Source organism: Streptosporangium becharense (assembly GCF_014204985.1).
In the GTDB taxonomy this organism is placed as follows: Bacteria; Actinomycetota; Actinomycetes; order Streptosporangiales; family Streptosporangiaceae; genus Streptosporangium; species Streptosporangium becharense.
This window is the reverse complement of record NZ_JACHMP010000001.1, coordinates 2,351,075-2,374,441: the sequence shown is the minus strand read 5'-3', so window position 1 is coordinate 2,374,441 and position 23,367 is coordinate 2,351,075. Positions and strand designations below refer to the sequence as shown.

Sequence of the window (23,367 nt, the reverse complement as noted above, 5' to 3'; positions counted from 1 at the left end):
GCCATCCCGGGGGTGTCCGGTTCCACGCCGGACGGACTCCTCTCGCGAGGGCCGGCCGTTGCGGCGGATCTCCCCCCCGCGGCGCTTCTCCGGACGGGGGAGCCGCTCCCGCCGGGAACATGTCACGGGTTTCCTCCCCGGCGTTCCGTTGCGTCAGCAGGCCGATCCCGCGCCTCGGGCCGGATCCGCGGCCGGAGCCCGACCGCGGCGGGCCTCAGCCGGGCGCTCCAGCGGATAGGCTGGGAGGTCGAGTCGCAGACCTGTAGCGCAGAGGCTGGCCAATCACGTGTTCGAGACGCTTTCCGACCGGCTCACATCGGTCTTCTCCTCCCTCCGTTCCAAGGGTCGGCTGTCCGATGCCGACATCGACGCCACATGCCGTGAGATTCGCATCGCGCTGCTTGAGGCCGACGTCGCGCTGCCCGTGGTCAAGGCGTTCGTCGCCCAGGTCAAGGAGCGCGCCCGCGGCGCCGAGGTCTCCCAGGCGCTGAACCCGGCACAGCAGGTCGTCAAGATCGTCAATGACGAGCTCATCGAGATCCTGGGCGGCGAGACCCGGCGGCTTCGCCACGCGAAGAACCCGCCGACCGTCATCATGCTCGCCGGCCTCCAGGGTGCGGGTAAGACGACCCTCGCCGGCAAGCTCGCCCGCTGGCTGCGCGAGCAGAACCACGCGCCACTCCTGGTGGCCGCCGACCTGCAGCGGCCCAACGCCGTCCAGCAGTTGTCGGTCGTCGCCGAGCGCGCGGGCGTCGCGGTCTACGCGCCCGAGCCCGGCAACGGCGTCGGCGACCCGATCGCCGTGGCCCGCCAGTCGATCGACCACGCCCGGCGGCAGCAGCACGACATCGTCATCATCGACACCGCCGGTCGTCTGGGCATCGACCAGGAGCTGATGAAGCAGGCCGCCGACATCCGCGACGCGGTCTCACCTGACGAGGTCCTGTTCGTGGTCGACGCCATGATCGGTCAGGACGCCGTCTCCACGGCCCAGGCGTTCATGGACGGCGTCGGCTTCGACGGCGTCGTGCTCACCAAGCTCGACGGCGACGCCCGGGGCGGCGCCGCCCTGTCGGTCCGCCACCTCACCGGCAAGCCGATCATGTTCGCGTCCACCGGTGAGAAGCTCGAGGACTTCGACGCCTTCCACCCGGACCGGATGGCCTCCCGCATCCTCGACATGGGCGACATCCTCACCCTGATCGAGCAGGCCCAGAAGACCTTCGACGAGGCCGAAGCCACCAAGATGGCGGGCAAGCTCACCTCGGGCGAGGCCTTCACCCTGGAAGACTTCCTCGAGCAGATGATGATGGTCCGGCGGATGGGCCCCATCAAGAACCTGCTCGGCATGATGCCCGGCATGGGGCAGATGCGTGAGCAGCTCAACCAGGTCGACGACCGCGACCTCGACCGCATCGCCGCGATCATCCGTTCGATGACCCCCGCGGAGCGCCAGAACCCGAAGATGATCGACGGTTCCCGCCGGGCCCGCATCGCCAAGGGCTCCGGTGTGACGGTGACCGAGGTGAGCGGCCTGGTGACCCGCTTCTTCGACGCGCAGAAGATGATGAAGCGAATGGCCGGCGGCCTGGGCATCCCCGGCATGCCCGGCGGACGCAAGGCCGGCAAGGCCGCGCAGAAGAAGGCGGCCAAGGGGCGCCGGGTCAGCGGCGACCCGCGCAAGGCGGCGCTGGGCAAGGCCGGGGCCCCCGGCAAGAACGAAGCCCCCGACGGCGTGCCGGCGGGCGGGCTGCTCGGCAAGCTGGGTGCGGGCCAGCTCCCGCCCGGGCTGGAGCTGCCGCCGGGTTTCGACCCCTCCAAGTTCAAGCTGCCAGGGCAGAAGTGACCGGTTCCCCGGGCTGAGGCCCGGGGCTCCCACCCCGGAGACGTCCGATGAGCGATGACGACAAGTTCTTCTCCCGCGCCCGGTGGATCTGGGTGATCATCATCGTGGGTTTCATCGTCGTGACCGCGCTGGAGCTGCTCGGGGTACGCCCGAAGTAGGCGGCCCCGCGCGGCGGGCGGATCGCGGATTACCGAGATTTGCCGTCGCCCGCCTTGCCCGATGACCGGGAAGTGACCGGGCACCTCCGGGCGTCTGGCACAATGACATGTTGGAACACCGTGACACGCGGGTGCCCTCTCACCCCCGTGTGCCGCGCCTGTCCCTTGAACGGACCTCTCCTCGTGCCCCACTCGATGAGACACCGCTCACCCACGCTCTAATGCAGGAGAGACCACACCAGTGGCAGTCAAGATCAAGCTCAAGCGGCTCGGCATGATCCGCAACCCGCAGTACCGCATCGTCATCGCCGACAGCCGCACCAAGCGCGACGGTCGGGCGATCGAGGAGATCGGCCTGTACCACCCGAAGGAGCACCCCTCGCGCATCGAGATCGACGCCGAGCGGGCGGCGTACTGGCTGGGTGTCGGCGCGCAGCCGACCGAGCCGGTCCTCAAGCTCCTCAAGCTGACCGGTGACTGGCAGAAGTTCAAGGGCGAGCCCGCCCCGGCTCCGCTCCAGGTCGCCGAGCCCAAGGCCGACCGGCACGCCGCCTACGAGGCCGCGGCCAAGGAGTCGCTGTCCCTCGACTCCGCCACCACGCCGAAGAAGTCGGCTCGCAAGGCCCCCAAGGCCGACGAGGCCGCCGCCGAGACCCCGGCCGAGCCCGTCGCCGCTGCCGCCGAGGAGAAGCCGGAAGGCGAGGCCTGAGGTGCTCGAGGAGGCCCTCGAGCACCTGGTCAAGGGCATCGTCGAACACCCCGACGACGTCCAGGTCCACGGTCGCCGCATCCGCAGCGGACGTGTGCTTGAGGTCCGGGTCCACCCCGAGGACCTCGGTAAGGTCATCGGCCGCGGCGGCCGCACGGCCAAGGCGCTTCGCACGGTCGTGAACGCTCTCGGTGACGGCAAGTACATCCGGGTCGACCTGCTCGACCTGAACGAGGTCCGCTAGCCGAACCGGTGCGACGAGCGAACGGGCCACCCGCCCAGTGTGGGTGGCCCGTCTGCTTTCCCCCTGCCGTCCGCGGCAGGCCATCGAAGGAAGATCACACAAGGAGGCGGGCGTGCAGCTCGTCGTAGGGCGGATCGGCCGCCCGCACGGACTCCGCGGAGACGTGTCCGTCGAGGTGCGCACCGACGACCCGGACCGGCGTTTCGCCCCCGGGGCCGCCCTGGCCACCGATCCCGCGTCCGCCGGTCCGCTGGTCGTCGCCTCGCGCCGCTGGCACTCCGGCGTCCTGCTCGTCAGGTTCGAGGGCGTGACCGACCGCGACCGCGCCGAGGAGTTGCGCGGCACCACACTCGTCATCGACTCGGCGGACATCCCGCCGACCGGTGACCCCGACGAGTTCTACGACCACCAGCTCATCGGCCTGGCCGTCACCACGCCCGACGGCGAGCGGGTCGGCGAGGTGTCGGACGTGCTCCACCACGGCCAGGACCTGCTCGTCGTGCGGCGCGGCCGGGACGACGTCCTGGTGCCCTTCGTCAAGGCGCTGGTCCCGGTGGTCGACCTCGAACGGGGCCTGCTCGTCGTGGACGCCCCGCCCGGCCTGCTCGATCCGGACGAGAGCGTCTGACATGCGTGTCGACATCATCTCGATCTTTCCCGAGTACTTCGCCCCGCTCGACGTCTCCCTCATCGGGAAGGCCCGCGAGCGGGGCATCCTCGACGTCCACCTGCACCAGCTGCGTGACTGCGCGCACGACGTGCACCGCACCGTCGACGACACCCCGTACGGCGGTGGTCCCGGCATGGTCATGAAGCCAGGTCCGTGGGGGGAGGCCATCGACGCGGTCCTCGCCGCGGACCCCGCGGCCCGACCCAGGATGATCGTGCCGACCCCAAGCGGGGTGCCCTTCACCCAGCGGTTGGCGTTGGAGTACGCCGCCGAGCCGTGGTTGTTGTTCACCCCCGCCCGCTACGAGGGCATCGACTCCAGGGTGATGGCCGAGTACGGCTCCCGCCTGCGCGTCGACGAGGTCGGCATCGGCGACTACGTCCTCGCCGGCGGGGAGGTGGCCGTGCTGGTCATGATCGAGGCCGTCGGGCGGCTGCTGCCGGGCGTGCTCGGCAACGCCCACTCGGCCGTGGACGACTCCTTCGCACCCGGTGCGATGGAGAACCTCCTGGAAGGGCCCGTCTACACGAAACCGCCGCAGTGGCGTGGGCACGAGGTTCCCGAGATCCTGCTCTCCGGCCACCACGGCAGGATCGCCCGGTGGCGGCGCGACCAGGCGCTCCGCCGCACCGCGAAGAACCGGCCGGAGCTGCTCGCCGCGCTCGACCCGGCGACCCTCGACAAGCATGACCGGCAGGTCCTGGCGGAGTTCGGCCTTTCCGGCTGAACCGCCGTCCGACGCGCCGGAGCCGGCCCTTCCGGACGGTTGATTTCCGATCCGTTGAGGAAATATGGCAGACTGAAGCGTTGCCGCTGCCTGTCCGCGGGTCGGCGTGCGTCGCCGGGTAAGACGGTCCGGCTCCGAGACACAGTCCATCTCAGCACGTGTGTCCATCATGATGTCGCCTCGTCGCGGCCGGGTGGACCTCCGCGTGCCCGCGTAAACGAGGTTTCACTGCCATGCACACGCTGATCAGCGAGCTTGAGAAGGCTACGCTCCGCACCGACATCCCCAACTTCCGGCCCGGCGACACGCTCGAGGTTCACGTCCGCGTCATCGAGGGCAACCGGTCCCGTGTCCAGGTCTTCAAGGGCTTCGTCCTGCGCCGCCAGGGCAGCGGCGCCCGTGAGACCTTCACCGTCCGCAAGATCAGCTACAGCGTCGGCGTCGAGCGCACCTTCCCGGTGCACAGCCCGGTCATCGAGAAGATCAACCTCCTGACCCGTGGTGACGTCCGCCGTGCCAAGCTCTACTACATGCGTGACCTGCGCGGTAAGGCCGCCCGCATCCGGGAGAAGCGCGAGGCGCGCTAAGCGTCCGGTGGTCGTCGGCCTGGCCCGCCTTCCCTTGTCCGAGGGGGCGGGCCAGTCGCGTGTAAAGAGGCTTGACCTCCTTCGGTAATACGCATGGCGATGCGGTAGCCCGCCGTGCGACCACTTGGTGCCGCCCATCATCTAGGCTCATCAGCGATGACTAGCGAAGACCGGGAGTGCGACGCAGGCTCGCGTCGGCCTGTCGAGGACGAGGTGGACGTGGTCGCCGAAGACACTCAGAAGAACGCCAAAGAGGACAAGGAAAAGAAGAAGGGCTCCTTCTGGAAGGAGTTGCCCGTCCTGGTCGTCGTAGCGCTGGTCCTCGCGCTCGTGATCAAGTCCTTCGTCGTCCAGGCCTTCTACATCCCGTCCGAGTCGATGGAGAACACCCTCCTGACGAACGACCGGGTCCTGGTCAACAAGCTCGTCTACCACGTCCGCGAGATAGAGCGCGGCGACGTGGTGGTCTTCTCCGGCGTCGACTCGTGGGACCCGGAGGTGGAACTGGAAGAGCCGTCCAATGCGGTCGCCGGCTTCTTCCGCTGGGTCGGCACCGCCTTCGGCGTGGTGCCCGGCGAGAAGGACTACATCAAGCGGGTCATCGCGGTCGGCGGCGACACGGTGAAGTGCTGCGACGCCAAGGGACGCGTCACGGTCAACGGGGTGCCCATCGACGAGGACTACCTCTACCCGGGAGACGTGCCCTCCCAGGGGCCCTTCGAGGCGAAGGTCCCCGAGGGCCGTCTGTGGGTGATGGGCGACCATCGGGCGGTCTCCCTCGACTCCCGGGCCCACCTGGGTGACCCCGGCGGCGGTACGATCCCGGTGGACAAGGTGATCGGCCGGGCCTTCGTGATCGTCTGGCCGTTCTCCCGGGCAACGACCCTTCCCATTCCCGACACCTTCAGCCAGCCGGCCCTCAAGGCCGCCGCGGCCCTGGCCGGGGCCACCCCGCTCCTGGCCGGGTTCGCGGGGGCCGTCCCGCTGATGCTGTGGCGTCGTCGCTGGCTCTCAAGGCGGTAGCCGAACCTCATGACCGTTGACCCCGACGTCAATAACAACACCCCTGACAAAGACGATAAAGACCAGAAGAAGGGCAAGTCCGGTAAAGGCGGCCTGTTCGAGTCGGTGTTCCTGCTGGCGTGCGGTGTCGTGGTGGCCGTACTCCTGCAGGTGTTCGTCTTCCAGTCGTTCTCGATCCCCTCCGAGTCGATGGCGAACACCCTCCTGGAGGGTGACCGGGTCGTCGTCAACAAACTGCACGGCGACGCCGAGCGCGGTGACATCGTGGTCTTCAAGGGCTGGGACGGCAGGGACACCATCAAGCGGGTCATCGCGGTCGGCGGCGACACGGTGAAGTGCTGCGACGCGCAGAAGCGGATCACGGTCAACGGGGTGCCGCTCGAGGAGAAGGCGTACCTGTATCCGGAGGACTTCCCTGCGGGCGAGGATTTCGAGAAGGTCGTGCCCAAGGGCCGTCTGTGGGTGATGGGTGACCACCGCAGCGCCTCCGCCGACTCCCTCAACCACGAGAAGAACGAGGGTGAGGGGACGATCGCCGAGGACGACGTCATCGGCCGGGCCTTCGCGATCTACTGGCCGTTCTCCCGGGCGACCGTCCTTTCGACGCCGGAGTCCTTCCTCAAGGTCCGATAGCGGTACCGAATACACCGGATGGGGCGTACTCTCTGGTCATGGTCGCTGTGTCGCCCGCGGTGTCATGACGGTCGGGTTCCGCCCCAGACCCAGCGTGGTCCGGAGGAGTTCCGGCCTGTACGGCTACGAGCGGGCCCTCACCCGCCGCGGGCTGGGCCCGGTGGCGGGGGTCGACGAGGCCGGACGGGGCGCCTGCGCGGGGCCGCTGGTGGTCGCCGCGGTGGTGCTCGGCGACCCGGTCGAGGGGCTGGGCGACTCGAAGCTGCTGGCGGCCGCCCGGCGTGAGGCGCTGTACGAGCGGATCATCGCGACCGCCGAGGCAGTGAGCACGGTGGTGATCCCGCCCGGTGAGATCGACGCTCGCGGCCTGCACAGGTCCAACATCGACGGGATGCGCAGGGCCGTGGCACGGCTGCCTGCCGAGCCCGGTTACGTGCTCATCGACGGGTTCCCCGTGCCGGGCCTGCCGGTGCCGTCACTGGGGGTCTGGAAGGGCGACCAGGTGGCCGCCTGCGTCGCCGCGGCCTCGATCGTCGCCAAGGTGACGCGGGACCGGATGATGGTCGCGCTGGACGAACGCCATCCCCGGTACGGGTTCGCCGTGCACAAGGGGTACGGCACCGCCGGGCATCGCGGAGCGCTGCGGGCCTACGGCCCGTGTCCCGACCACCGCTTCTCGTTCTCGACGGTGGCACGGTCGGGGGCGGGTGAGGTGATGGGCGAGAATGAAATGGGGGCCTGTGTCGTCTGATCCGGCGGGCCAGGATGGTCGTTTGACAGGAGGACCGGTATGAGCGCAGAGGATCTCGAGAAATACGAGACCGAGATGGAACTGCAGCTTTACCGCGAGTACCGCGACGTCGTCGGCCTGTTCACTTACGTCGTCGAGACCGAGCGGCGCTTCTATCTCACCAACTCCGTCGACCTCGACGTCCGCACGGCCGAGAACGGCGACGTCTTCTTCGACGTGAAGATGCAGGACGCCTGGGTCTGGGACATGTACCGCCCCGCGAGGTTCGTCAAGAATGTTCGGGTTGTCACCTTCAAAGATGTGAACGTCGAGGAGCTCGCCAAGCCGGACCTGGAGATGCCTAAGGAGGGCTTCTCCGGCTGAGCCGTGACACGCCGCTCCGGATCCACCGCGAGGCGGCTCGCAGCACCCGGCCACCACGTGGGGCCCCTGATGCCTCCGGGGCCGGGTGAAGCGGCGTCCGAGGCGAAGAAGCGGCGTCCGGGGACCGGGGCGGCGGCCTCCCCGATGCGGCTGCGGGCCGGGAGACGGTGCCCGCGGGCGGGTGGGCGGATGCCGACTGAGGCGCGGTGCCCAGGGGCGGGTGCGGGCCGGGTGACGCGGTTGCGCTGCCGCGACCGTAGGCCGGATGACGCGGTCTTGGCGGTGGACGGTTGCTCACCGGGGCGGTGCCGGCCGGACGGCCGTCCACAAGGGGGGCGTGACCGGATGGTTGTCCACAGGGGTGCAGGGCTGCTGGGCGGTTGTCCACAGAATCGATTTCGGCTCCTCGGGGCATCGGTAAGGTGCGTCAAGGTCTGGAACCGGAGGTGGTTCCATGGCCGCGAAGGACGAGCTCGGCAAACACGGCGAACAGATCGCCGTCGACTATCTGCTGGCCCACGACCTGCAGATTCTGGACCGTAACTGGCGGTGCGGAGACGGGGAGATAGACATCGTCGCCCGCGAGGGGCGCACGCTCGTCGCGGTGGAGGTGAAGACCCGCTCCGGCCGCTCCCACGGCACCGCTTTCGAGGCGGTCACCGAGGCGAAGGTCGCCCGTCTGCGCCGGCTCGCCGCCCGCTGGCTCTCCGGATACGGTGAACGGTTCGACGCCGTCCGCGTCGACGTCATCGCCCTGGAGCGATTCGCCGGAGACTTCGCCCTCCGCCACGAGCGAGGGGTGAGCTAGATGCCTCTCCGGCCGTTCTGGATCACCTGCCGTTCCCGGGGGTGGCGCGGATGACCGTCGCCCGCACCCGTTGCATCGCCCTGGTCGGCGTCACCGGTCACCTCGTGGAGGTCGAGGCCGACATCGGCGCCGGCATGGCCGGCCTCCACCTCATCGGCATGCTCGACACCGCGCTGAGCGAGGCCCGGGACCGGGTCCGCTCCGCACTGGTCAACAGTCGCTGCGCGTGGCCCGACACGCGGATCACCGTCAGTCTCTTTCCCGCGAGCCTGCCCAAACGGGGGAGCATGTTCGATGTCGCGATCGCCGTGGCGCTGCTCGCGGCCGCGGGCGTCGTGCCCGTCACCAAGGTCGCCGAGCCGTTCTTCCTGGGCGAGCTCGGTCTCGACGGCACGATCAGGCCGGTGCGGGGTGTCCTCCCCGCCGTGCTGGCGGCCGTCGCCGCCGGCGCCCGCACCGTGGTCGTCCCGGTGCGCAACGCCGCCGAAGCCGCCCTCGTGCCGGACGTGACGGTCGTCCCCGTGGCCAGCCTGAGCCGCCTGACGAGTTGGTTGCGCGGCGATGCCCCGGCGGCGGAGTGGCCGGCCCTCGCCGGTGAGAGCGCCTCCGGCGGTCGCCCGCCGCTCTCTCCGGCCCGCTCCGCCGGGGTCGTCCCCGATCTGGGAGACGTGGCCGGTCAGCCGCTCGCCCGCCGGGCCCTGGAGGTCTGCGCGGCGGGCGGGCACAACCTGTGGATGCTGGGTCCTCCGGGCACGGGCAAGACCATGCTGGCCGAACGACTGCCCACGCTCCTGCCCGATCTGGAGCCCGACCAGGCGCTGGAGGTGACCGCCATCCACTCGGTCGCCGGAGCGTTGCCCGGCGACCGGCCCCTGCTGTCCTGCCCGCCGTTCGTGGCGCCCCACCACACCGCGACCGTCGCGTCCGTCATCGGCGGCGGCAGCGGGGCGATCCGCCCGGGCGCGGTCTCGCTCGCCCACCGGGGCGTGCTCTTCCTGGACGAGGCCCCGGAGTTTCCGATGACCGTGCTCGACGCGCTCAGGCAGCCGCTCGAATCGGGTCAGGTGGTGATCTCCAGGGCACTGGGTTCGATCACCTTCCCCGCCCGGTTCATGCTGGTGCTCGCCGCCAACAGGTGCCCGTGCGCGAGGCCCGCCACTCCCGATGATCCGTGCGGCTGCTCCCCGGCAGCCCGCCGCCGTTACCTCTCCAGGCTCTCAGGGCCGCTGCTCGACCGCGTCGACGTCAAGGTCACCCTGTACCGGTCGACCCGGCGGGAGCTTCTCGCCGACCGCCGGTTCATCGAGCCGAGCCGGGTGGTGGCCGAGCGGGTGCTGCTCGCGCGGGAGCGTGCCGCAAAGCGGTTCGCGCACACACCGTGGCGGTGCAATGCGGAGATACCCACCGGAGCGCTCCACGGTGAATACCGGCCGGCGCGGTCCGCGATGTCGCCTCTGCTCCGGCACCTCGACACCGGCCGGCTGAGCGCGCGCGGCCTCGACCGGGTTCTCCGCCTGGCCTGGACTCTGGCCGACCTCGGCGGCAAGGACAGGCCTGAGATCCAGGAGACCACCTCGGCGCTCGGCCTGTGGCTGGGGGAAGACTGATGGACGACAGACTCGCCCGCGCCACCCTGATGCGCGTGGCCGAACCGGGTGACACCGTCATGGGCAGGCTCGTGGCACTCCGCGGTCCGCAGACCGCCATCACGCAGATCCGCGCCGGGATCGCCGATCCTGAGCTGGTCCGCTGGTTCGCCACCGTCCACCACCGTCCCACCGGTTCTCAGCGGCCCCGGCCGCCGTCCTCGCCCGACGAGAGGAGGGCACGGGTCACGACCAGGCTCGACCGGATGATCACCACCTGGGCGGCCAGGCTGGAGACGGCCGACGCCGCGCGGGATCTGACCGACGGTGAACGGGTGGGGGCCAGACTGGTGACCCCCGGAGACCCGGAGTGGCCGACCCAGCTGGACGACCTCGGTGATGGCCGTCCTCACGCGCTCTGGCTCCACGGCGACGCCGACCTCCGGTTCTCCTGTCTCCGCTCCGTCGCCGTCGTCGGCTCCCGGGCCGCCACCCCGTACGGAACGCACGTGGCCGCGGAGTTCGGGGCGGGGCTGGGCGGGAGGGGCTGGGGTGTCGTCTCGGGCGGCGCGTACGGGATCGACGGCGCGGCCCACCGCGGTGCCCTCGCCTGCGGGGCCGTCACCGTCGTCGTGCTCGCCTGCGGCGCCGACGTGGCCTACCCCAGTGCCCACCAGCAACTGTTCGCCGCGGTGCGTGCACACGGCGTGCTGGTGAGCGAGTGTCCGCTGGGCGCTCATCCGACCCGGCTGCGGTTCCTGGTCCGTAACCGGCTCATCGCGGCGCTGACCCGGGGCACCCTCGTCGTCGAGGCGGCGGTGCGCAGCGGGGCGCTCAACACGGCGGGGCACGCGGTGACGCTCAACCGTCACCTGGCGGCGGTGCCGGGCCCGGTGACCTCCGACACCTCGGCCGGGTGCCACCGGTTGATCCGTCAGGGCCGGGCCACGTGTGTCACCACTCCGGAAGAGATGATCGAGCTCGTCGGGGCCATGGGTGCGGACCTGGCTCCCGAGCCACGCGGTCCGGTTCTGCCCCGTGACCTGCTTGACCCGCAGACCCGGCGTGTCCTTGAGGCCGTGCCCGCCCGAGCCGGAGCGGGGCCGGCGACGTTGGCGGTGGCCGCGGGCGTCGACCTGGAGACCGTCCTGTCCTGCGTGGGGTACCTGGCCGCAGCCGGTTACATCGAACGTGTGTCCAAGGGCTGGCGCCTGCGCGTCCACCGCCCCGCGGGTGACTGAGGTCACGATCGGAAAGGTTCATCGGGCTCCTCCGGAGCCGGCCACCGGCTCAGGCGGGCTCGGCCACGTGGACGACGCTGGATGTCACTCCCGCGCCGAACGGCCGCCCCGATCGGCGAGGGCCGGGGCCTCCTCGCGGGCAGGCCGATCACAAGTGGCTTCCAAGCGCCGACGCGCAGAGTGGGCGGTGTGACCCGCGTGAAAAAGACCAGGAGACGACACCCCCGGCAGGGTGCGGCCGGCCAGCCGCCGATGAAGAGCCCGGCCCGTGGGCCACAACCGGCGTCGGCCACGTCGTCGGAGTCTCTCGGGATCGGGCTGATCGTGCTGTGCCTGGTCATTCCGGCGGGCCTGTTCATCTGGCTGATGGTCGAACTCGTCGGGTTCGTCGCGCCGGATTTGAGCGCGGCATCCGGTCACACGGGTACGCCCGGCACCGCGACCGTCGTGTCCTGCGAGCCCTACACCAAGTGGAACGGGCGGAGGAGGCGCACGTATTACGACTGCGATGCACGCTTCGTGCCCGACGACCGGTCGAAGCAGCCGATCATCGTCGACACCGTCCCGGAGGTGGAGGTGGGCGAGGTCTTCCCGGCCGTGCTGACTCCTGAGGGGAACCGGGTACTGCCCGCGGGAGAACGCGGCGTGTGGCGGGCGATCCTGGTGCCCGTCGGCCTCGCGTTCATGCTGGCTCTCATCGCGTTCCTCACCGCTCTCGCGATGCGCGCCAGGAAGTCGATCATCTGGACGGGTGCGCTGGGGCTCCTCCTCCTCATCATGCTGATCGCCAGTTTCGTCCTCGGGATGTGAGCGCAGGAGTCCGACACCCGGACCGCGTGACGCGGCGTGAGCGCCATCCCCCGCTCCGGACAGCGCAGGCGTCCTCGACGTCCGGCGGACGACCGCGCGGCCCGGCAGGCGTTTCCGGTCGCACCACCCGGCCGCGAGCCGTCGCCGAGCTCACAGGCCGACGGCCGAGGACGACACTCTCCTCGTTCCCGCGGTCGCGAACCGGCGCGCGGGCCAGACCGGGAGGAGCCGGACCTGGCCGTGGCCGAGGAGGAGCAACGGGTCGAGGTAGTGGCGGTCGCGGAGCAGGCCCCAGTGCAGGCAGGAAGCGGGGCAGTGGCCGGGGGAGTCCTCAAGGACGCCGACCACCTCACCGGCGGCCACGCTCTGGCCGCGTCGCACGGTGGGCCGCACGGGCAGGTAGGTCGTGCGCAGGCCGCCGGGGTGGAGCACGGTCACCACCCCCCGCCCCGCGAGGGACCCGGCGTAGCCGATCGTCCCCGGCCCGGCCGCCCGGACTCCGGTGCCGGGTGCCGCGTCGAGATCGACACCTCGGTGGCCGGCCAGCCACGGCTGCGCCGGGGGTGCGAAGCCGCGGAGCACCCGTGGTCGTCCGGTGATCGGCCATCGCCATCGCGGGGAGGACGGCGGGACCCCGGCCGGGTCCTCCGTGCCGGCGCTCTCCCGGCCCTCCGGCACGCTGACCGTCTTCCGGCCCGCTCCGGCATCGGTTGTCTCCGGGGATTGCGCCGTGCTGGTCACCGCCGGCGCCGGCCGTGGTGCGGACGCCGGCGCCGGGAACGGCACCGGTGAGAGCGTGGAGAACAGCAGCAGGACTCGCACCGCCCCGGCGAGAAGAGGTTTCATGCTCGTGAGGATGACGGTCCGAGGCGGACCGGGTCCGGGCCGAACGAGGTTCTGTGGACAGAGCGCGGACACCGGCGCGGACGGGCTTCTGCGGGAGGCCGCCGCAGACGTGAACCTTTGTGGGCCGCGCCGCAATGCCGGAACCTCGGGGAGGCCGGCGAAGGGCCCGGGGCATGACGGAAGCGAGGAACGCATGATCGAAGAGCGCATTCGCAGGTTGGGGGCGGAGGCCGGGATCGCGCTGCCCCGGGTGCGGGTGACGGGAGACGATCCGGTGCTGCCTTCCGTCTTTCGAGTCGGCACCGCCGCCGCTGTCGCGGTCGGGGCCGCCGCGGCGACGGCCGCCGCCCTCTCACCGGGTGCGGCGGGTGGTCCGATGGGTGCGTACGAGGCGTCGGCGGACGCGGCCGCGTCCGGGGCCGGGGCCACGGTGGACGTGCGGGAGGCGGCGGTCGCCTTCCGCGACGAGCGTCATTTCAGGATCGACGGGGCCGCCGGAGAACTGTGGGCTCCCCTCTCCGATGACTACCGGACCGCGGATGGCTGGGTCCGTCTGCACTGCAACTTCGACCATCACCGGGACGCGGCTCTCGCGGGACTGGGGCTGGGCGTCGGCGCAGGCAAGGCGGACGTCGTCCGGGCGTGCGCGGAACGTACCGCCGTCGGAGTGGAGGAGGCCGTGACCGCGGCGGGAGGGTGCGCGGCGGCCATGCGCAGCCGCGCCGAGTGGCTCCGTCACCCGCACGCCGCGGCGGTCGCCGCCTCGCCCCTCGTCGACCTGGCGCGGATCGGCGACGCGGTGGCCGTCGGCCACGGGGGCGGCCGGCGTCCGCTGGAGGGGGTGCGGGTGCTGGACCTCACCAGGGTGATCGCGGGGCCGGTGGCGACACGCACCCTGGCCGCGTACGGCGCGCGGGTGCTCAGGGTGGGGGCGGAGCACCTCCCCGAGATCCCCGGCGCGGTGGTCGGCACCGCGTTCGGCAAACGATCCTGTCATCTCGACCTGAGGACCCCGGCGGGCAGGAGGGCGTTGCGGGACCTGGTCGCGGAGGCGGACGTGTTCGTGCAGTCCTACCGCCCCGGTGCCCTCACCGCGCTCGGGTTCGGGCCCGGACGGCTGGCGGCGATCAGACCGGGGATCGTGTGCGTGGACATCTCCGCGTACGGGACCCGGGGGCCGTGGTCCGGCAGACGGGGATTCGACAGTTTGGTGCAGATGGCATGCGGCATCGTCCACGAGGGCGGGGCCGGGACCCGGCCGCGTCCGCTGCCCGCGCAGGTGCTCGACCACGCCACCGGATACCTGGCGGCCTTCGGCGCGATGGCCGCGCTGCTGCGACGGTCGGCGGAGGGGGGATCGTGGTGGGTGCGGCTCTCCCTGGCCCGTACCGCGCTGTGGTTGGACGGGCTGGGCCGGGTCAACGGTGAGAACACAGCGGAACCCGAGGTCGCCGACCTGCTCGCCGAGATGGACAGCCCCTTCGGCAGGCTCACCTACGTCCGGCCTCCCGGTTCGGCCGCTGGTGTCCCACCGCACTGGTCGAGCCCGCCGCCGCGGCAGGGTGAGCACCCGCCGGCCTGGTGGTGAGGGGAGCGCGCGAAGATCGTCAAAGCGGTGGGTCCGGCGTTCGCCGCGATGGCGGCGGCCGGCGACTCTGGGGATAGAGCGGGTGAGGGCCTTCGGGTCGTGGCCGGGCCCGGGGCGGAGAGGGGGAAGGGCCGTCGGGTCGTGATCGTGCCGGATGGGGATTCGAGCACCGGCCGCGAGGTCGGCCACGCCGTGGTTGATGGTGGCTTGACGCGCGAAGGTCAAGCGGAGGCGCGGTTACGGGTACACTTTTCGGTGGCCCGTGAGTCACGGGCCGACTTCGCATGCCCCGTCAAGGGCCATGGTCCCTCGGTCCGGGTGAGAGCCCGGCTGGATCGGGGTCCGGGGCATCAGGGCGACAACCGCGGGTTGTCGCGCCTAACCGAGAACCGCGCCCAGTGATGGGTGCCCCGACCTGGAGGACAATCACATGTCCACCCCCGTCGTCACCATGCGACAGCTGCTTGAGAGCGGCGTCCACTTCGGCCACCAGACTCGCCGCTGGAACCCGAAGATGAAGCGCTTCATCTTCACCGAGCGCAACGGCATCTACATCATCGACCTCCAGAAGTCGCTGTCGTACATCGACCGCGCCTACGACTTCGTCAAGGAGACCGTCGCGCACGGTGGCACGATCATGTTCATCGGCACGAAGAAGCAGGCGCAGGAGGCCATCGCCGAGCAGGCGTCCCGTGTCGGCATGCCGTACGTCAACCAGCGCTGGCTGGGTGGCATGCTCACCAACTTCTCCACCGTGCACAAGCGGCTTCAGCGCCTGAAGGAGCTGGAGGAGCTCGACTTCGACAACGTGGCCGGTTCCGGCCTCACGAAGAAGGAGCTCCTCATGCGCCGCCGCGAGAAGGAGAAGCTGGAGCGCACCCTCGGCGGTATCCGCGACATGTCCCGGATCCCCAGCGCGGTGTGGGTCGTCGACACCAAGAAGGAGCACATCGGGATCAGCGAGGCCCGCAAGCTCAACATCCCGGTCGTCGCCATCCTCGACACCAACTGCGACCCCGACGAGGTCGACTACCCGATCCCGGGTAACGACGACGCCATCCGCGCCGTCGGCCTGCTGACCCGCGTCGTCGCCGACGCCGTGGCCGCCGGCCTCATGGCCCGCGCGGGCGCCAACCGCGGTGACGACAAGCCGGCCGTCGCCGGTGGCGCCGAGCCGCTGGCCGAGTGGGAGCAGGAGCTGCTGACCCGCAGCGAGGAGGCTCCGGCCGAGGCCGAGGCCGAGACCGCGGAGGCTCCGGCTGCCGAGGCCGAGGCCGAGGTCGCTCCGGCCGCCGAGGCCCCCGCGGCCGAGGGCGACGCCGAGAGCGCCGAGAAGCAGGCCTAGGTCCTCCTCGTACGGCCTGGCCGTACGACCCGTACGACTTCTCACGGGTGGGTGTGCCCAGATGGGGTACACCCACCCGATCCACGACGATTCCCACGAGGAAAAGACAATGGCTTCCGTGAACATGGCCGACGTCAAGCGGCTTCGTGAGCTGACCGCCGCCGGCATGATGGACTGCAAGAAGGCCCTGGAGGAGTCCGAGGGCGACTTCGACCGCGCCGTCGAGATCCTCCGCCTCAAGGGTGCCAAGGACGTCGGCAAGCGTGAGACCCGCACCGCCTCCAACGGCCTGGTCGCCCTGAAGCAGGAGGGCGACTCCACCGCCGCGCTGCTGGAGCTCAACTGCGAGACCGACTTCGTCGCCAAGGGTGAGCGCTTCCAGGAGCTCGCGGCCCAGGTCGTCGAGCACATCCTGGCCACCCGTCCCGCCGACGTTCCCGCGCTGCTGGAGTCGGAGTTCGGCGGCAAGACCGTCAAGACGCACCTGGACGAGGCCAACGCCGCGCTCGGCGAGAAGATCGAGATCCGTCGCTTCGCGGTGCTCGACGGCGGTTTCATCGGCTCCTACATGCACAAGACCGACCCCCAGCTGCCCCCGGCGGTCGGTGTGCTCGTGCAGCTCGACACCGCCAACGCCGAGGTCGCCAAGGACATCGCGCAGCACGCCGCCGCGATGGCCCCCAAGTACCTCAGCCCGGCTGAGGTCCCTGCCGACGTCATCGAGAAGGAGCGCGCGCTCTTCGAGGAGATGACCCGCGAGGAGGGCAAGCCCGAGGCCGCCATCGGCAAGATCGTCGACGGTCGCATCAACGGCTGGTACCGCGACTTCACCCTGCTCGAGCAGGCTTTCGTCAAGGACAACAAGAAGTCCGTCGCCAAGTTCGCCGACGAGAACGGTGTCAAGGTCCAGGCCTTCGTCCGTTTCAAGGTCGGCCAGGCTTAATTCTTGATCCCAGCTCTTCGAACAGAGCACCAAACGAGGAGGCCGCCGCCGTGCAGGAGAACCCAGGACCCGCTACGTCGGCGGTTTCGTCGTCCACAGACCCGCTCCGCTGGAAGCGGGTGATGTTGAAGCTGTCCGGCGAGGCGTTCGCCGGCGGTGAGCCGCTGGGCATCGACCCGGCCGTCGTGGGGCACCTCGCCGACTCCATCGCCCAGGCGGTGCGCGGCGGGGTGCAGGTCTCGGTCGTCGTGGGCGGCGGGAACATGTTCCGCGGTGCCGCGCTGTCCGAGCGTGGCATGGACCGGGCCAGGGCCGACTACATGGGCATGCTCGGCACGGTCATCAACTGCCTGGCCCTCCAGGATTTCCTGGAGAAGCGCGGCATCGACACCCGTGTCCAGACGGCCATCACCATGCAGCAGGTCGCCGAGCCGTTCCTGCCCCGTCGCGCCATCCGCCACCTGGAGAAGGGGCGTGTGGTCATCTTCGGGGCGGGCCTCGGCTCGCCGTTCTTCTCCACCGACACCTGCGCCGCGCAGCGGGCACTGGAGATCGGCGCGGAGGCCCTGCTCAAGGGGACCCAGGTGGACGGTGTCTACGACGCCGATCCCCGTAAGAACCCCGACGCCGTCCGATTCGATCACCTCGAATACGGCGAGGTGCTGACCCGCGGTCTCGGTGTCATGGACGCCACCGCCATCAGCTTGTGCATGGACAACAAACTGCCCATCGTGGTCTTCGACCTCATGGGTGAGGGCAACATCCTGCGGGCCGTACGTGGCGAGAAGATCGGCACGCTGGTCAGCCCGGCGGGATGACGGGAGCGAGCCTGACGCAGCGAACTGAGCGTTACGTCACCGTGGCGGCCCGGCACGGGTCTCCGGGCGGTGACGTAACGCGAAGTGCGTGAGGATGGTGAGTGACCGAGAAGGCAGGAAGCGAGCCCGACGTAGCGAGCGGAGTGGTGCGCGACGTAGGAGTGTGCCGCGAAGTGAGTGAGGAGCGGTGAGCGACCGATAGGCAGGAAGCGAGCCCGACGTAGCGAGCTGAGCGGTGTGCGATGCAGAAACGTGCCGCGAAGTGCGTGAGGATGGTGAGCGACCGAGAAGACAGGGAGCGAGCCCGACGTAGCGAGCTGAGCGGTGTGCGATGCAGAAACGTGCCGCGAAGCGAGTGAGGAGTGGTGAGCGACCAGGAGACAGGGAGCCGCTGTGATCGACGAGACCCTCCTCGAAGCCGAGGAAAAGATGGAGAAGGCCGTGTCGGTGGCGAAGGAGGACTTCGCCGGCATCCGTACGGGCCGGGTCACCCCATCGATGTTCAACAAGATCACCGCCGAGTATTACGGTACGCCCACCCCCATTCAGCAGCTTGCCTCGTTCCATGTGCCCGAGGCGCGCATGGTCGTCATCCAGCCGTTCGACAAGAGCTCGATGGCCGCGATCGAGAAGGCGATCCGCAACTCGGACCTCGGCGTGAACCCCGGCAACGATGGCCAGGTCATCCGGGTGGCCTTCCCCGAGCTGTCGGAGGAGCGCCGCAAGGAGTACATCAAGGTCGCCCGGAACAAGGCGGAGCAGTCCAGGGTCTCCGTGCGTAACATCCGCCGCCACGCCAAGGAGATCCTCGACAAGATGGTCAAGGACGGCGAGGCGGGCGAGGACGATGTCCGCCGGGCGGAGAAGGAGCTCGACGACCTCACCCAGAGGCACGTCGCCAAGATCGACGAACTGCTCAAGCACAAGGAAGCCGAGCTGCTCGAGGTTTGAGCCATGATCCTTGTCCCGTGCGGGTCGTCCGTACGGGGCAGGGATTTTGTGTATGCATGAAAGTAGGACCCCCTGTGGAACCCGTGGCGGGCAGTAGCCGTACCGGCCGGAACCTTCCCGTCGCGGTGGCGGTGGGGCTCGGCCTGGCCCTGGTCATCATCTTCTCTCTCTACTTCGTAAAGGAGCTCTTCCTTGCGGTGATCATCGCCGCGGTGGGGCTCGGCGTGACCGAGCTGGTCCGGTCGTTCGCCGAAAGGGAGATCAACGTTCCGCTGGTCCCGGTTCTGGCAGGCATGGCCGGCATGCTCACCGGCGCCTACTGGGGCGGCACTTCCTGGCTGGTCGGCGTCTTCGCGATGACCGTGCTCGTCCTGCTGACGTGGCGGATGTTCCAAGGGACCGAGGGGTACGTCCGTGATGCCGCCGCGACCGTCCTGGTCGTCGTCTACCCCTCGTTGCTCGCCGGGTTCGTGACGTTGCTGCTGGCCCATCCGCAGGAAGGCGCGGACCAGGTGGTCGTCTTCATCGCCACCACGGTCGCCAGCGACATCGGCGGGTACTTCGCCGGGATCTCCCTCGGTAAGCACAAGATGGCCCCGGTGATCAGCCCGAAGAAGACCTGGGAAGGCTTCGCCGGGTCGGCGCTGGCCTGCATGGCGGTGGGTGGCTGGCTGGTGGCGTGGCTGCTGGGGGCGGACGTGTGGAAGGGTGTGCTGATCGGTGCGGTCGTGGTGGTCTTCGCGACACTCGGCGACCTGGTCGAGTCGGTGATCAAGCGCGACCTCGGTGTCAAGGACATGAGCAGTGTGCTGCCCGGTCACGGCGGCATGATGGACCGTCTCGACTCATTGGTGGCGGCGGTGATCCCGGTCTGGATCCTGCTGGCTCTGCTGGTCTGAACGGTGGCCCGGTGGTGGCGCATGACGGCTGGTCTGAACGGTGGCCCGGTGGTGGCGCCGAGCGGTGGTGCACGGGAGATCTGCACGGGGCTGTCCGAACGGCGGTTCGACGACTGGTGCGAGCGGTGGCCCGGTGGCTCGGGTCATCCCGCACGGGTGAGCCGCTCGGCGGATAATCGGGGCAGCAGCGCCCGGTGACCCTCGGCGGCGGCCAGGCGTAGTTCGTCCGGTGTGACGGGGACGAGCCAGAGCCACCGTACGGCGTCCCCGCCGAAGGAGAAACCCGACAGGTCGGGCAGGCCCGGGAGCCCGGCCAGCATCATCACGCCGCCGTAGGCGGGGCCGAGCGGGAAGGTCTCCGGCCGGTGGTACCACGTGGCGGTGTGACCGTGGCCCAGCCAGGTGACCGAGTGCCACGGGTACTGCCCCAGCCACAGGAACAACCGGGCCGCCTCGCGGGGGTCGCCCGAGGTGGCCGCGACGAGCTCCACCCGGGCCTGGTCGTCGGGCCGGTCGACGTACTGCTCCACGGTGGGCATCCGCTGGCAGCTCATCCCGACCGTGGACAGGACGGTGTGGTCCCTGCCGCGCTCCGGCGGGCGCTCGGTGACGCCGACGGCGGGCAGCCGGCCGCCTCCGGCGTCCCAGAACCTGCCCGGAGAGCCGAGTTCGCGGTCGAGGTGGCCCATCACGAACTGCTGGTACGACGCCCACGCGCCGTCCGTGCCGCGCCAGTCCCAGTAGGCACGTGCCCTGGTCAGTCTGGGTGTCAGTTCGTCGTGGGCTTCCTCCAGGGGCCACGCGAAGGGGGTTTCGCCCAGGGCGTCGCGGGAGTAGCCGGGTATGCCGCGTCGCGGATCCGCCCAGCCAGGAATGACGGCGAGCAGCTCGTCGTTCTCGTACAGGGCGACGCCGTCGCCCTCCTCGAACCAGAGTGCTCGCAGCGGGCCCAGATGCGGTCTGCCGCCGGGGTGCCGGGTGTGCGGCCCGGGGAGTGTCGGGGGCAGCTGCGCGTTCAGACGCTCCTGGTCGATCTCGTCCGGGGCCGGGCCGTGGTTGGCGAGCCAGGTGGCTCCGTGCACCGTGCCTCCGGGCCCGCACAGGTAAGCTACCGAGGAGGTTTCGTCGCGTTCGACCGTCAGGGTTCGGCTCCCGTAGGGGTTGACGTCGACGAACACCACCTCGACGCCGTCTCCCCGCTCTCCGGCGGGGCGGATTGTCGCCACACCTCCGGACTCTAGATCAGAGCACCGCTTCGAGTAACCGTCGAGAGAAGGCGTTGGACTTGTCGACTGCCAGCCCGTCCGGGGCTCCCGTACCCGGCCAGCTCACCTTCGTGGCGCCGCGCCGGGCCAAGCCCGCCCGCCACCTGGCCGATCTGACCATGGCCGAGCGCCGGGCCGCGGTCGCGGAGCTCGGCGAGAAGCCGTTCCGTGCCGACCAGCTCTCCAGGCACTACTTCGAGAAGCTCAACGGTGACCCCGAGCGCATGACCGAGCTGCCGGCCGCGGCCCGGGAGAAGTTCGCCACCGCGCTCTTCCCCAAGCTGCTGACCTCGGTGCGGGAGCTGACGACCGACGGCGGCACCACCCGCAAGACGCTGTGGCGGCTGTTCGACGGCGCGCTGGTCGAGTCGGTCCTCATGCGTTATCCCGACCGCGCCACCATGTGCGTGTCGTCCCAGGCGGGTTGCGGGATGAACTGCCCGTTCTGCGCCACCGGCCAGGCCGGGCTGACCCGCAACATGAGCACCGCCGAGATCGTCGAGCAGGTCGTCGCGGGAGCACGGGCGCTGGCGGCCGGTGAGGTCCCGGGTGGTCCCGGCCGGGTGAGCAACGTGGTCTTCATGGGCATGGGCGAGCCGCTGGCCAACTACAAGGCCGTGATCGGCGCGGTGCGCCGGCTGGTCGAGCCGTCTCCGAGCGGCCTGGGCATCTCCGCGCGCGGCATCACCGTCTCCACGGTCGGCCTGGTCCCCGCGATCGGCAAGCTCGCCGACGAGGGGCTGTCGGTGACGCTGGCGCTGTCGTTGCACGCCCCGGACGACGAGCTCCGTGACACCCTGGTGCCGATCAACACCCGGTGGAAGGTCGCCGAGGTCCTCGGCGCGGCCTGGGATTACGCCGCGAAGACCAAGCGCCGGGTCTCCATCGAGTATGCGCTGATCAAGGACATCAACGACCAGGAGTGGCGGGCGGACCTGCTCGGCAAGCTGGTCAGGAACAAGCTCGTGCACGTCAACCTGATCCCGCTCAATCCGACCCCGGGTTCGAAGTGGACCGCCTCCCGGCCGGAGGACGAGCGGGCCTTCGTCCGCCGGCTGGAGTTCCACGGTGTTCCGGTGACGGTCCGGGACACCCGGGGCCGTGAGATCGACGGTGCCTGCGGCCAGCTCGCCGCCGCCGAGTAGCCCGAGCAGCCTCCGCTCCGCCGGCACCCGACCCGCCCGGTGCAGAGCCCTACCCGGCACCCGGCCGCGACCGCCGCGCACCGGTTCTCCCCGGGTGCGCGGCGGTTCTCAGAACGTCATGGGCTGAGCCGGTGCAGGTCACGCGGGAACAGCGTGGTCTGCCGGATGTTGGCGGCGCCGGTCAGGCGGGAGGTCCAGCGTTCCAGCCCGATGGCGAAGCCGCCGTGCGGGGGCATGCCGTGGGCGAAGGCCGCCAGGTAGCCGGCGTACGCCTCCGGGTCGTCGCCCCGCGCGGTGAGCGCCGCCAGGTAGTCGGAGTGCCGGTGCAGACGCTGTCCGCCGGTCACCAGCTCCAGCCCCCGGAAGAGCAGGTCGAAGCTCCGGGAGAACTCCGGCCGCTCGGGGTCGGGGTGGGTGTAGAAGGGACGCTTGACCATCGGGTAGCCGGTGACGAACAAGAACTCCGAGCCGTGCTCACGCAGTGCCCACTCGCCCAGCCACCGCTCGTGGGCGGGAGCGAGGTCGGGTTCTCCGCGCGGGTCCTCCCCGGTCATCCGGGCCAGCAGTTCCTGCGCGTCGGCGAAGTGGATCGCCGGGATCTCCTCGGGTACCCGTGGCGGCTCCACTCCCAGCAGGGCCAGCGCGTCCCCGGCGCGTTCGGTCGCGGCGGCGTGCATGCCGGCCAGCGCGCGGGTGAGCACGGCCATCACGTCGCGGTGGTCGTCGATGAAGCCCAGCTCGGCGTCCAGGCTCGTGTACTGGGCCAGGTGTCGCGCGGTGTCGTGCGGTTCGGCCCGGAAGACCGGTCCGACCTCGTAGACCCGTTCGAAGACCCCGACCAGGGCCTGCTTGAAGAACTGCGGTGACTGGGCGAGGAAGGCGGGGCGGCCGAAATAGTCGATGCCGAAGACGTTCGCGCCGGACTCGGTGGCGGTGCCCACGATCTTCGGGGTCTGCGTCTCGGTGAAGCCCAGTTCGTCGAGCGCCGCCCGGAACCCGGCGACTCCGGCGGCAGCGATCTCGAACGGCGCCCGCAGCCGGGGGTGGCGCAACGCGACCGGGGCGTGGTCGAGGACGGTCGGCAGCGCGGCCGGGACGCCGGGCCGGTACAGGTCGAACGGCGGCGCTTCCACCGCCTCGGAGAGCACGCGCACGGCGGGGGAGGCCAGTTCGGCGCCGCCCGGCGCCTGCGGGTTCGCGACCACCGTGCCGGTGAGCTCGACGACGGTTTCCTCGGGGATCGCGACCGGCTCGTGGAGCACCGCCTGGGCGAGTCCGGAGCGGTCGCGAACGACGAGGAAGGAGACGGACTTCAGCTCGCGGCGGCGGTGCAGCCAGCCGGCGAGGCGGACGTGGTGGCCGATGTGCCGTGGCAGTTCGGCGGCGAGGATTCTGTGGATCATCACATTCC

General features: G+C 70.4%; 24 protein-coding genes. 21 read left to right on the top strand and 3 right to left on the bottom strand.

Translation table 11 applies throughout. From position 1 onward, the window contains the following. The first annotated feature begins 286 nt into the window (after window positions 1-286). From ffh to F4562_RS10090, 14 genes are all read left to right on the top strand, one after another. A complete protein-coding gene (ffh, locus tag F4562_RS10155) occupies window positions 287-1,846 on the top strand; it encodes a signal recognition particle protein (protein WP_184539280.1) in 1,560 nt (519 codons plus the stop codon). A gap of 399 nt (window positions 1,847-2,245) precedes the next feature. Further along, complete coding sequence (gene rpsP / locus F4562_RS10150; protein ID WP_184539282.1) at window positions 2,246-2,713, top strand: 30S ribosomal protein S16; 468 nt, start codon at window positions 2,246-2,248, stop codon at window positions 2,711-2,713. A gap of 1 nt (window position 2,714) precedes the next feature. Next, entirely contained in the window at window positions 2,715-2,957 is a 243-nt protein-coding gene (locus F4562_RS10145; RefSeq protein WP_184539284.1) for an RNA-binding protein, read from the top strand. 112 nt (window positions 2,958-3,069) lie between these two features. Beyond that, complete coding sequence (rimM, locus tag F4562_RS10140) at window positions 3,070-3,585, top strand: ribosome maturation factor RimM (RefSeq protein WP_184539286.1); 516 nt, start codon at window positions 3,070-3,072, stop codon at window positions 3,583-3,585. A 1-nt stretch (window position 3,586) separates the two neighbouring features. Further along, window positions 3,587-4,354, top strand: coding sequence for a tRNA (guanosine(37)-N1)-methyltransferase TrmD (gene trmD / locus F4562_RS10135; protein WP_184539288.1), 768 nt, complete (start codon window positions 3,587-3,589; stop codon window positions 4,352-4,354). A gap of 233 nt (window positions 4,355-4,587) precedes the next feature. Continuing rightward, entirely contained in the window at window positions 4,588-4,941 is a 354-nt protein-coding gene (rplS, locus tag F4562_RS10130) for a 50S ribosomal protein L19 (protein WP_184539290.1), read from the top strand. Window positions 4,942-5,097: 156 nt separating this feature from the next. Continuing rightward, window positions 5,098-5,964 carry a signal peptidase I gene (lepB, locus tag F4562_RS10125; protein WP_184539292.1) on the top strand — a complete coding sequence of 289 codons (867 nt, stop codon included), beginning with the start codon at window positions 5,098-5,100 and terminating at the stop codon, window positions 5,962-5,964. Between the two features lie 9 nt (window positions 5,965-5,973). Then, window positions 5,974-6,597 carry a signal peptidase I gene (lepB, locus tag F4562_RS10120; protein ID WP_184539294.1) on the top strand — a complete coding sequence of 208 codons (624 nt, stop codon included), beginning with the start codon at window positions 5,974-5,976 and terminating at the stop codon, window positions 6,595-6,597. Window positions 6,598-6,661: 64 nt separating this feature from the next. Then, window positions 6,662-7,348, top strand: a complete 687-nt coding sequence (locus tag F4562_RS10115) for a ribonuclease HII (protein ID WP_184539296.1) — start codon at window positions 6,662-6,664, stop codon at window positions 7,346-7,348. A 39-nt stretch (window positions 7,349-7,387) separates the two neighbouring features. After that, window positions 7,388-7,711 carry a DUF2469 domain-containing protein gene (locus tag F4562_RS10110; RefSeq protein ID WP_067184127.1) on the top strand — a complete coding sequence of 108 codons (324 nt, stop codon included), beginning with the start codon at window positions 7,388-7,390 and terminating at the stop codon, window positions 7,709-7,711. 454 nt (window positions 7,712-8,165) lie between these two features. Further along, entirely contained in the window at window positions 8,166-8,519 is a 354-nt protein-coding gene (locus F4562_RS10105; RefSeq protein WP_184539298.1) for a YraN family protein, read from the top strand. Between the two features lie 50 nt (window positions 8,520-8,569). Next, window positions 8,570-10,126 carry a YifB family Mg chelatase-like AAA ATPase gene (locus tag F4562_RS10100; protein ID WP_184539300.1) on the top strand — a complete coding sequence of 519 codons (1,557 nt, stop codon included), beginning with the start codon at window positions 8,570-8,572 and terminating at the stop codon, window positions 10,124-10,126. Next, window positions 10,126-11,346 (top strand): DNA-processing protein DprA, encoded by a 1,221-nt coding sequence (dprA, locus tag F4562_RS10095; protein WP_184539301.1) that lies wholly within the window; start codon window positions 10,126-10,128, stop codon window positions 11,344-11,346. The genes F4562_RS10100 and dprA overlap by 1 nt, the downstream gene beginning before the upstream one ends. A gap of 189 nt (window positions 11,347-11,535) precedes the next feature. After that, window positions 11,536-12,156 carry a hypothetical protein gene (locus F4562_RS10090; RefSeq protein WP_184539303.1) on the top strand — a complete coding sequence of 207 codons (621 nt, stop codon included), beginning with the start codon at window positions 11,536-11,538 and terminating at the stop codon, window positions 12,154-12,156. Between the two features lie 150 nt (window positions 12,157-12,306). On the opposite strand, the gene F4562_RS10085 is transcribed toward F4562_RS10090, so the two are convergent. Next, window positions 12,307-13,002 carry a murein hydrolase activator EnvC family protein gene (locus F4562_RS10085; RefSeq protein WP_184539305.1) on the bottom strand — a complete coding sequence of 232 codons (696 nt, stop codon included), beginning with the start codon at window positions 13,000-13,002 and terminating at the stop codon, window positions 12,307-12,309. A 193-nt stretch (window positions 13,003-13,195) separates the two neighbouring features. On the opposite strand from F4562_RS10085, the gene F4562_RS10080 reads away from it, so the two are divergent. The 6 genes from F4562_RS10080 to F4562_RS10055 all read left to right on the top strand — a co-directional run bounded on the left by F4562_RS10080 (window position 13,196) and on the right by F4562_RS10055 (window position 19,546). Further along, the gene (locus F4562_RS10080) at window positions 13,196-14,590 is read left to right on the top strand and encodes a CoA transferase (protein ID WP_184539307.1); all 1,395 of its coding nucleotides are present in this window, start codon (window positions 13,196-13,198) and stop codon (window positions 14,588-14,590) included. 430 nt (window positions 14,591-15,020) lie between these two features. Continuing rightward, the gene (rpsB, locus tag F4562_RS10075; protein ID WP_184539309.1) at window positions 15,021-15,935 is read left to right on the top strand and encodes a 30S ribosomal protein S2; all 915 of its coding nucleotides are present in this window, start codon (window positions 15,021-15,023) and stop codon (window positions 15,933-15,935) included. Window positions 15,936-16,044: 109 nt separating this feature from the next. Further along, the gene (gene tsf / locus F4562_RS10070; RefSeq protein ID WP_184539311.1) at window positions 16,045-16,878 is read left to right on the top strand and encodes a translation elongation factor Ts; all 834 of its coding nucleotides are present in this window, start codon (window positions 16,045-16,047) and stop codon (window positions 16,876-16,878) included. A 122-nt stretch (window positions 16,879-17,000) separates the two neighbouring features. Beyond that, a complete protein-coding gene (gene pyrH, locus F4562_RS10065; RefSeq protein WP_221206172.1) occupies window positions 17,001-17,696 on the top strand; it encodes a UMP kinase in 696 nt (231 codons plus the stop codon). Window positions 17,697-18,089: 393 nt separating this feature from the next. Further along, window positions 18,090-18,647: a ribosome recycling factor gene (frr, locus tag F4562_RS10060; protein WP_184539315.1), complete on the top strand. Its 558-nt coding sequence runs from the start codon at window positions 18,090-18,092 to the stop codon at window positions 18,645-18,647. An 83-nt stretch (window positions 18,648-18,730) separates the two neighbouring features. Beyond that, entirely contained in the window at window positions 18,731-19,546 is an 816-nt protein-coding gene (locus tag F4562_RS10055; protein WP_311733862.1) for a phosphatidate cytidylyltransferase, read from the top strand. A gap of 143 nt (window positions 19,547-19,689) precedes the next feature. Here the strand turns inward: F4562_RS10055 and F4562_RS10050 are convergent, their stop codons facing one another. After that, window positions 19,690-20,772, bottom strand: coding sequence for a suppressor of fused domain protein (locus tag F4562_RS10050; RefSeq protein WP_184539319.1), 1,083 nt, complete (start codon window positions 20,770-20,772; stop codon window positions 19,690-19,692). A gap of 59 nt (window positions 20,773-20,831) precedes the next feature. On the opposite strand from F4562_RS10050, the gene rlmN reads away from it, so the two are divergent. Continuing rightward, window positions 20,832-21,956: a dual-specificity RNA methyltransferase RlmN gene (rlmN, locus tag F4562_RS10045; RefSeq protein WP_184539321.1), complete on the top strand. Its 1,125-nt coding sequence runs from the start codon at window positions 20,832-20,834 to the stop codon at window positions 21,954-21,956. A 116-nt stretch (window positions 21,957-22,072) separates the two neighbouring features. Here the strand turns inward: rlmN and aspS are convergent, their stop codons facing one another. After that, window positions 22,073-23,359 (bottom strand): aspartate--tRNA(Asn) ligase, encoded by a 1,287-nt coding sequence (aspS, locus tag F4562_RS10040; RefSeq protein ID WP_184539323.1) that lies wholly within the window; start codon window positions 23,357-23,359, stop codon window positions 22,073-22,075. Between the last annotated feature and the right edge of the window lie 8 nt (window positions 23,360-23,367).

Coding starts and splice junctions, on each gene's coding strand:
- trmD (WP_184539288.1), top strand. CDS start 3,587: ATGCGTGTCGACATCATCTCGATCTTTCCCGAGTACTTCGCCCCGCTC.
- rplS (WP_184539290.1), top strand. CDS start 4,588: ATGCACACGCTGATCAGCGAGCTTGAGAAGGCTACGCTCCGCACCGAC.
- lepB (WP_184539292.1), top strand. CDS start 5,098: ATGACTAGCGAAGACCGGGAGTGCGACGCAGGCTCGCGTCGGCCTGTC.
- lepB (WP_184539294.1), top strand. CDS start 5,974: ATGACCGTTGACCCCGACGTCAATAACAACACCCCTGACAAAGACGAT.
- F4562_RS10115 (WP_184539296.1), top strand. CDS start 6,662: ATGACGGTCGGGTTCCGCCCCAGACCCAGCGTGGTCCGGAGGAGTTCC.
- F4562_RS10110 (WP_067184127.1), top strand. CDS start 7,388: ATGAGCGCAGAGGATCTCGAGAAATACGAGACCGAGATGGAACTGCAG.
- F4562_RS10105 (WP_184539298.1), top strand. CDS start 8,166: ATGGCCGCGAAGGACGAGCTCGGCAAACACGGCGAACAGATCGCCGTC.
- F4562_RS10100 (WP_184539300.1), top strand. CDS start 8,570: ATGACCGTCGCCCGCACCCGTTGCATCGCCCTGGTCGGCGTCACCGGT.
- dprA (WP_184539301.1), top strand. CDS start 10,126: ATGGACGACAGACTCGCCCGCGCCACCCTGATGCGCGTGGCCGAACCG.
- F4562_RS10085 (WP_184539305.1), bottom strand. CDS start 13,002: ATGAAACCTCTTCTCGCCGGGGCGGTGCGAGTCCTGCTGCTGTTCTCC.
- F4562_RS10080 (WP_184539307.1), top strand. CDS start 13,196: ATGATCGAAGAGCGCATTCGCAGGTTGGGGGCGGAGGCCGGGATCGCG.
- rpsB (WP_184539309.1), top strand. CDS start 15,021: ATGTCCACCCCCGTCGTCACCATGCGACAGCTGCTTGAGAGCGGCGTC.
- tsf (WP_184539311.1), top strand. CDS start 16,045: ATGGCTTCCGTGAACATGGCCGACGTCAAGCGGCTTCGTGAGCTGACC.
- pyrH (WP_221206172.1), top strand. CDS start 17,001: ATGTTGAAGCTGTCCGGCGAGGCGTTCGCCGGCGGTGAGCCGCTGGGC.
- aspS (WP_184539323.1), bottom strand. CDS start 23,359: ATGATCCACAGAATCCTCGCCGCCGAACTGCCACGGCACATCGGCCAC.